This window comes from Stenotrophomonas sp. STEN022 (genome assembly GCF_056760155.1).
In genome coordinates this window covers 1-7,676 of sequence record NZ_JBRREG010000150.1, presented here as the reverse complement: position 1 = coordinate 7,676, position 7,676 = coordinate 1, and the positions used below count along the sequence as shown (strand labels likewise).

At 65.3% G+C, this 7,676-nt stretch carries 6 protein-coding genes; 1 reads left to right on the top strand and 5 read right to left on the bottom strand.

Features of this window, described 5'->3' with window-relative positions; genetic code table 11:
• Positions 1-48: 48 nt before the first annotated feature.
• From eda to zwf, 5 genes are all read right to left on the bottom strand, one after another.
• Positions 49-708, bottom strand: a complete 660-nt coding sequence (eda, locus tag ACVOMF_RS20035; RefSeq protein WP_481510829.1) for a bifunctional 4-hydroxy-2-oxoglutarate aldolase/2-dehydro-3-deoxy-phosphogluconate aldolase — start codon at positions 706-708, stop codon at positions 49-51.
• A gap of 40 nt (positions 709-748) precedes the next feature.
• Positions 749-2,659: a phosphogluconate dehydratase gene (gene edd / locus ACVOMF_RS20030; protein WP_481510828.1), complete on the bottom strand. Its 1,911-nt coding sequence runs from the start codon at positions 2,657-2,659 to the stop codon at positions 749-751.
• A 135-nt stretch (positions 2,660-2,794) separates the two neighbouring features.
• On the bottom strand, positions 2,795-3,514 hold the full coding sequence (gene pgl / locus ACVOMF_RS20025; RefSeq protein ID WP_481510827.1) for a 6-phosphogluconolactonase: 720 nt from the start codon (positions 3,512-3,514) through the stop codon (positions 2,795-2,797).
• A complete protein-coding gene (glk, locus tag ACVOMF_RS20020) occupies positions 3,511-4,518 on the bottom strand; it encodes a glucokinase (protein ID WP_481510826.1) in 1,008 nt (335 codons plus the stop codon). Before glk ends, pgl begins: the two co-directional genes overlap by 4 nt.
• Complete coding sequence (gene zwf / locus ACVOMF_RS20015) at positions 4,515-6,086, bottom strand: glucose-6-phosphate dehydrogenase (protein ID WP_481510825.1); 1,572 nt, start codon at positions 6,084-6,086, stop codon at positions 4,515-4,517. The genes glk and zwf overlap by 4 nt, the downstream gene beginning before the upstream one ends.
• Positions 6,087-6,271: 185 nt before the next feature.
• Here zwf and ACVOMF_RS20010 point away from each other — a divergent pair, with 185 nt between their 5' ends.
• Entirely contained in the window at positions 6,272-7,366 is a 1,095-nt protein-coding gene (locus ACVOMF_RS20010) for an ABC transporter ATP-binding protein (RefSeq protein ID WP_481510824.1), read from the top strand.
• The last annotated feature ends 310 nt before the right edge of the window (positions 7,367-7,676 follow it).

Sequence of the window (7,676 nt, the reverse complement as noted above, 5' to 3'; positions counted from 1 at the left end):
GCTTCGCGGCTGGCGCCGCTCCTACCGCAACCCAGAAGCTGATTTGCATCAGCCAGCGCGGGCCTGCTTGACGATGGCAGCGGCAGCGGCGGCGGACTTCTTCACTTCGTCCCATTGGCCGTTGCGGATCCAGCTGTCCTGCACCATCCACGAGCCGCCGATGCAGACCACGTTCTTCTGCGACAGGTAATCGCCTGCGGTGGCTTCGGTGATGCCGCCGGTTGGGCAGAGCTTGAGCTCCGGAATCGGACCGGCAACACCCTTGATCATCGCCAGGCCGCCGACAGCGGTGGCCGGGAACAGCTTGCAGATGCGGAAGCCGCGCGCGACCAGTTCCAGCAGTTCGGTTGGTGAAGCGGCACCCGGAACTACCGGCAACGGCGCGGCTGCCAAGGCATCGGCCATGTGCGCGGGCGTGCCCGGGGTAACGATGAAGTCGGCACCGGCATCGATGGAGCGCTGCATCTGCTCGACGGTCAGCACGGTGCCGGCGCCTACAACCACACCCGGCAGTTCGCGCTTGAGCATGGCCAGCGCTTCCATCGCTACCGGCGTGCGCAGGGTCAGCTCAATTGCGGGCAGGCCGCCTTCGAGCAGGGCGGCGCTGACGGCGCGCGCCTGGTCGAGGGTGTGCACGGTAACGACCGGCAGGATGCCGGCGGCGCTCAACAGCTGCTCGGCGCGGTCCTGGTATTGGGCAATGTTCATGGAGTCCTCTTTAATAAAACGTGTTCGCGAATCCCGGATCTCAGGCGTCGTTGGCTTCGTGCGGGGCGGCGGCTGCGGCATGGTCGTGGCCGAGTTCGTACTCGGCGTCGTAGTCCCCCACGCCCCCCAACGGGCTGGCCGGGGCGCAGGAAATCGAGATCGCGCCCTGATCGGCCGGGCCGACGATACGGCGGTTCATCGCGAACAGGTTGCGGCCCATGTCCGAGCCGGCCGGCGCGGTGTTGGCGGCAATGCCGCGGGCAGCCCATTCGGCGGCATCGACCAGTACTTCCAAGGTGCCGGCTTCACCATCCAGACGGATGATGTCGCCCTCGCGGATACGTGCGATCGGACCGCCGCGTGCGGCTTCCGGAGTGACGTGGATGGCGGCCGGAATCTTGCCGGAGGCACCGGACAGGCGGCCATCGGTGACCAGCGCGACGCGCCGGCCTTGGTTCTGCAGCAGGCCGAGCAGCGGTGCCAGCGAATGCAGTTCCGGCATGCCATTGGAGCGCGGGCCCTGATAGCGGACCACGGCGACGAAGTCCTGCGGCAGGGCGCCGGCGGCGTGCAGTTTGTTCAAGACCTGCGGCGCATCGACGACCACGGCCGGTGCTTCAATCGTGCGGTATTGCGGCTTCACTGCCGACAGCTTGATCAGCGAGCGGCCGATATTGCCGCGCAGCAGGCGCAGACCGCCCTGGGCCTCGAATGGGTTGGAGGCGGGGCGCACCACTTCCTCGTCACCGCTGATGTCAGCGGCAGGCACGTAGCTGACCTTGCCGTCGGTCAGGCGCGGTTCCTGGGCGAAGGCGCGCATGCCGCCTTCGGCAATGGTGGTCGCATCGGCATGCATCAGGCCGGCGTCCATCAGTTCGCGGAACACGAAGCCGGGGCCACCGGCTGCTGCAAAGCGGTTCACATCGGCTTCGCCGTTCGGGTAGACGCGGGCCAGTAGTGGCACGATCTGCGACAGCTCGTCCATGTCGTCCCAGGTCAACACGATGCCGGCGGCACGTGCGACTGCGATCCAGTGGATGGTGTGGTTGGTGGAGCCACCAGTGGCCATCAGTGCGACCACGGCGTTGACGATGGCGCGCTCGTCAATCACGCGGCCGAACGGACGGAAGTCATTGCCCAGCGCGCTGATTTCCAACACGCGTGCAGTAGCGGCGCGGGTCAATGCATCGCGCAGCGGCAGCTCAGGATTGACGAACGAAGCGCCTGGCAGCTGCACGCCCATCGCTTCCAACAGCACCTGGTTGGAATTGGCGGTGCCGTAGAACGTGCAGGTGCCCGGGCCGTGGTAGGAGGCCGATTCGGCTTCCAGCAGTTCTTCGCGGGTGGCTTCGCCGGCAGCATAGCGCTCGCGGACTTCGGCCTTCTTCTTGTTCGGAATGCCCGGAGTCATTGGCCCTGCCGGTACGAACACTGCCGGCAGGTGACCAAAGGCAAGGGCGCCGATCAGCAAGCCGGGCACGATCTTGTCGCACACGCCCAGATAGATGGTGGCGTCGAACATGTCATGGCTGAGGCCGATCGCGGTTGCCTGGGCAATCACGTCGCGCGAGAACAACGACAGCTCCATACCGCCACGGCCCTGGGTAACGCCGTCGCACATTGCAGGCACTGCGCCCGCAACCTGGGCGGTAGCGCCCAGCTCGCGGGCGGCGTTGCGGATGAGCTCCGGGTAGTGCTCGAACGGCTGGTGCGCCGACAACATGTCGTTGTACGAGGTGATGATGCCCAGATTGGGCGTCACAGCACCGCGCAGACGGTCCTTGTCGGTTGGCCCGCAAGCTGCATAGGCGTGGGCCAGATTGCCGCAGCTCAGACGTGAGCGGAACGGGCCTTCGCGCAGCGCGGCATCAATCCCGGCCAGATAAGCCGCGCGCGACGGGGCGCTGCGCTGGCGGATGCGATCGGTGATGGCTTGGATTTTCGGATGCATGGCTTTATGGCTGGGAATAGGGAGTGGTGACTGCGGGTGTTGCACGGGCGGTGGGGTGTGCGGCCGCATCAGGCCGGTGGTTGTGGGGAACAGTGTGGGCTATCCATCACAGCTCCCGATTCCCCACTCCCGGCGTCAAGGCGCCCAATGCACGCGCAGCTTGTTGCCGGGCGCATTGATTGCAGCAAGGATCGGGTAGGTATGCACATCGCCGGACGCAAGTGCGGCTTCAAGCACTTCCAGCTTCTGCTTGCCGCGCAGCAGCAGCAGGCGCTGGTTGGCCAACGCCAGCCCATGCGGGGTCAAGGTGATGCGCAAGGACCAATGCTTGGCGACCGGGCAGCCCGTGGCATCCAATGCCGCATAAGGGTGCTTGCTCTGCAGTGCCTGCGGCAGATCGGGTGAGCCCGGGAACAACGAGGCGGTATGGCCGTCGTTGCCCATGCCCAACACGACCAGACAGGCCGGCTGCGAATGGGTGGCGAGCAGGTTGGCGGTGTGCACGCATTCGGCAATGGGCAGGCCAACGCGTACCAGCGGATCAAAATGCGCACCTTCGGCATGGCGCAGGAAGCTGTCGCGTACCAGCCAGGCGTTGCTGTCCTTGTCCTGCGGCGAGAGCCAGCGTTCGTCGGCCAGGCCAACTTCAACCCGCGCCCACTCCAGGCCCTGGTCAGACAAAAGTTCGTAGATGGGAGCCGGCGTGGTGCCACCGGACAGCAGCATGCGGGCGCGGCCGCGCTGCTCGATCTCCGCGCTCAGCAGCGCTGCCATTTCCTTGGCGACACCTTCGGTCCAGGCCTCTTCGTCAGCATGGCGGACAAGTGTGATGCGGTCGGAAACAGCGGCGTTCATGCGGTCACTCCAGAATTTGCGCGCTGCATGTCCAGCGCATATGCAGTGGCGCCCAGCAAGCCGGGGCAGGGATGGGTGATGGCCATCGACGGGATCTGCGACATCGTCGCGGAGAAGCGTCCCTTGCTTTCAAACCGTTGACGGAAGCCGGAATGCTGCAGTTGCTGCAGCAGGCGCGGTACCAGTCCACCGGTCAGGAATACGCCGTCCCAGGCGCCTTGCACCAGCACCGCGTCGCCGGCGACTGCGCCGAAGATTTCAAGGAACACTTCAACCGCGCGAGTCGCCAGCACATCGCCTTCGGCAGCGCGTGCGCTGACCTCGGCTGGTTGCAGCAGGCCTGGATCGGTGCCCGCTATCTCGCAGATGGCGCGATGGATGTTGACCAGGCCGGGACCGCAGACCAGACGTTCGTTGGACACCCGGCCGAACTGCGCCGAGAGGATTTCCAGGATGCGGATCTGTTCCGGCGAGTTCGGTGCAAAGCTGGCATGGCCGCCTTCGGTGGCCAGCGGGTAGTTGCGACCATCGCGTACCACCAGCCCGCCAACACCCAGGCCGGTGCCGGGGCCGAGCACGCAGTAGTTGCGCGATTCTCCTTCGGCGGCGGGTTGCCAGCCAGCTCCGCCGACCTGCACCACATCGTCAGCGCCGAGCAGTGCGATCGACATGGCCTGGGCGACGAAGTCGTTGATCAGGTGCAGCTGTTCGAAACCGAGCTGCTCGGCGGTGCGCGAACGCGAGATCACCCACGGGTGATTGGTGATGCGTGCTTCGTCACCGTCGACCCGGCCGGCTACCGCGAACACGCCGCTGGTGGCGCTCGTACCACGTTGCTGCAGGTAGTGCGCGGCGGCATCGGCCAGTGACGCGAACTGCGCCACCGGATACTCGTCGATGCTGCCCTGATCCAGCGGGGTGGCGGCGGAACGGTCTGCCAGCGCGAAGCGCGCGTTGGTGCCGCCAATGTCCGCTACCAGTACCAGGCCGGTGCTTGGGCTCACAGCCCCTGCTCCGGGCCGGCTTCGGCGGCGATGGATTCGGGCAGGAAGTCCTGCGCCAGCTGCGGGCCCCAGCCACCGGCCGGGTAAGGCTCCATCGGCAGGTCGGCGGCCTTCCAGGCATCGCTGACGCTGTCGATCCAGGCCCAGGCGGCGCGCACTTCGTCATCGCGCACGAACAGTGCGTGGTTGCCGTTGAAGGCGTCCAGGAACAGGCGTTCGTAGGCGATGCGACGGTGCAGGCCGGTGGGAACCGACAGTTCCAGTTCCAGCGGCTGCAGTTCCAACGCGCCCCATTCCGGACCGGCCAGCGAGCTCATCAAGCCGAGCTGGATGTTCTCCTGCGGCTGCAGCTGGAAGGTCAGGCGGTTGGGGGTGGCGTTTTTGCGGTCGGGGCGCTCAAACAACCAATGTGTTACCGGCTTGAGGTTGACCTCGATGCGGGTGGTGCGTTCTGGCAGGCGCTTGCCGGTAACCAGATGGAAGGGCACGCCGGCCCAGCGCCAGTTGTCGATATGCGCGGTGACGCCGACAAAGGTTTCTGCCTCGCTGCCTTCCGGCGGCTGGTAGGCCTGCGCTGGTTGACCATTGATGGTGCCGGCGGTGTAACGGCCGCGCACGCTGTCCTTGGCTGCATGCTTGGCGTCGAGCGGCCGCAGGGCACGCAGCACCTTCACCTTTTCGTCGCGGATGCGGTCGGCTTCCAGCGATGCCGGCGGTTCCATCGCCACCAGGCACAGCAGCTGCAGGATATGGCTCTGGACCATGTCGCGCAGTGCGCCGGAGCGCGAGTAATAGGAGTCGCGGCCATCCACGCCGTCGCTTTCGGCAACCAGGATGTGCACCGAGGCGATGTAGTTGCGGTTCCACACCGCTTCCAGCAAGGTGTTGCCGAAGCGCAGCGCCATCAGGTTCTGTACCGGCGCCTTGCCCAGGTAGTGGTCCAGGCGGAACACGCGGTCTTCGTCGATCAACTTGCCGATCGACTGCAGGATCTCCTCGGCGCTGTCACTGTCCGAGCCGATCGGCTTTTCCAGCATCAGCCGGTTGGGTGCAGCCAAGGCGCCGCCCAGTGCCAGGCCTTCGCAGGTGGAGATATACAGACCCGGCGGGATCGCCAGATAGCTGACGCACTTGCGGTGCACCAGGTCCTTGACGGCCTCGGCGACCGACTCGGCATTGCGCAGGTCCACCGAGCGGTAGTCGATGCGGTTGAGCAGGTTGCCGATGTCATCCTGGCTGGCATGCGGCATGGCTGCTTCCAGACGCGGACGCAGCAGGTCGCGGAATTTCTCGGTGTCATGCGGGGACAGGGCCAGCGCACGCACGCGGAAATCTTCAGGAAGTAGGCCGTCGCCGAGCAGGCGTAGCAGGGACGGGAACAGATAACGCTGGGCCAGATCGCCTGTGGCACCGAACAGGAAGAGGGTGTCGTGCATTGCACGAGTTTCGGGTGCGGATGACATCGTTGTCAATTGTTCGTCTTCAAGGCCTGCGCCGCGATTGGGACGTCCGCGTCCATCGGCGCGAGGGGGCGGGCGTGGGCAACCTGGGCTTGTGCAATGCAGCATGCCGCGAGGGCGAGAGCAGGTCCGTGCAGCGGAGCGCAGGTGCCATGTAAGAGCGACTGTGATGGTGCCATATGAATATGCTTACCGTGCACAATGTTTCGGATGTATACGATTGCAGGAAACTGTTCTGTCGTTGTAACGCAAGTGTTCCCCGGTTCCAGGTTTCGACTCGCAACGAGGTAGTGATGGCCAAGGTTCAATTCGACGGTGTGCGCAAGGTGTACGACAACGGGCAGGTTGCCGTGGCCGGGGCCAGTTTCGATATCGCCGATGGCGAGTTGATGGTGCTGGTGGGGCCGTCGGGTTGTGGCAAATCCACACTGCTGCGAATGGTGGCCGGGCTGGAGGAGATCAGTGCTGGCCAGCTGCGCATCGATGAGCGGGTGGTCAATGACGTAGCACCGAAGGATCGGGACATCGCCATGGTGTTCCAGAACTACGCACTCTACCCGCATATGACCGTGGCCGAGAACCTGGGTTTTGGTTTGAAGTTGCGTGGGCATGACAAGGCCGAGGTGCAGCGCCGCGTGCAGGAGGCGGCTGATTCGTTGGGCCTGACTTCGATGCTGGACAAGCTGCCGCGCGCGATGTCGGGCGGCCAGCGTCAGCGCGTGGCGCTGGGACGTGCGCTGGTGCGCGAGCCAGCGGTATTCCTGCTGGATGAGCCGCTGTCCAATCTGGATGCGAAGCTGCGTCACTCGGTGCGCACCGAGATCGCGCAGCTGCATCGCAAGCTGGGCACCACGATGATCTACGTCACCCATGACCAGGTCGAGGCGATGACGCTGGGGCAGCGCATCGTTGTGCTCAATGAGGGCGTCATCCAGCAGATAGACACGCCGATGGCCTTGTATGACAGACCGGTCAATCTGTTTGTTGCGGGTTTCCTTGGTAGCCCGGCGATGAATATGTTGCGTGGCCAGTTCCGACGTGATGAAACAGGCTTGGCTGTGCTGCAGCTGGACGAGGGGGTTGAGGTGGCGGTCGGCGCTGTGCCACTGGATGCGGAGTGGTTTGGCAAGCCGCTGGTTGTTGGTGTGCGGCCCGAGCACCTGCAGCCGGGCGGTGGTGCGACGGCGTTCAATGCGCGCATCGAAGGGTTGGAGCCGGTGGGCAACGAGATTTTTGTCAATCTGCGCTATGGCGAGCAGGCGCTGATCATGCGGGTGCCGCCGCAGCAGCTGCCGCAGGTTGGGCAGGTGATTGCGGTTGAGGTGAACGCATTGAAGCTGCACTTTTTTGATGCTGCCAGCGGCAGTCGCATCGAAACGGCGACCTGACCCATGTAGTGCCGAGCCATGCTCGGCAGAGCCTTTCCTGGCAACGCCCCAGCCGAGCATGGTTCGGCACTACGGTTTTGCTCCCTCCCGTTGCCGCAGGCAAGGGGAGGGTTGGGGAGGGGTAGTGCTCTTTGCTATTTGTTGGAGCGGTGGTTTCGCGGCATACGCCGCTCCCACAACACTGGCCGACATTGTCTTTGGTAGTGGCGGGGCCCCGGGGGGGGGCGGGGTGGGGGGGGGGGCCCAGGACCCCGGCGGGGGGGGGGGCCAAGGGCGGCCCCCCCCCCCCCCCAGCGGGGCGGGGGGGAGG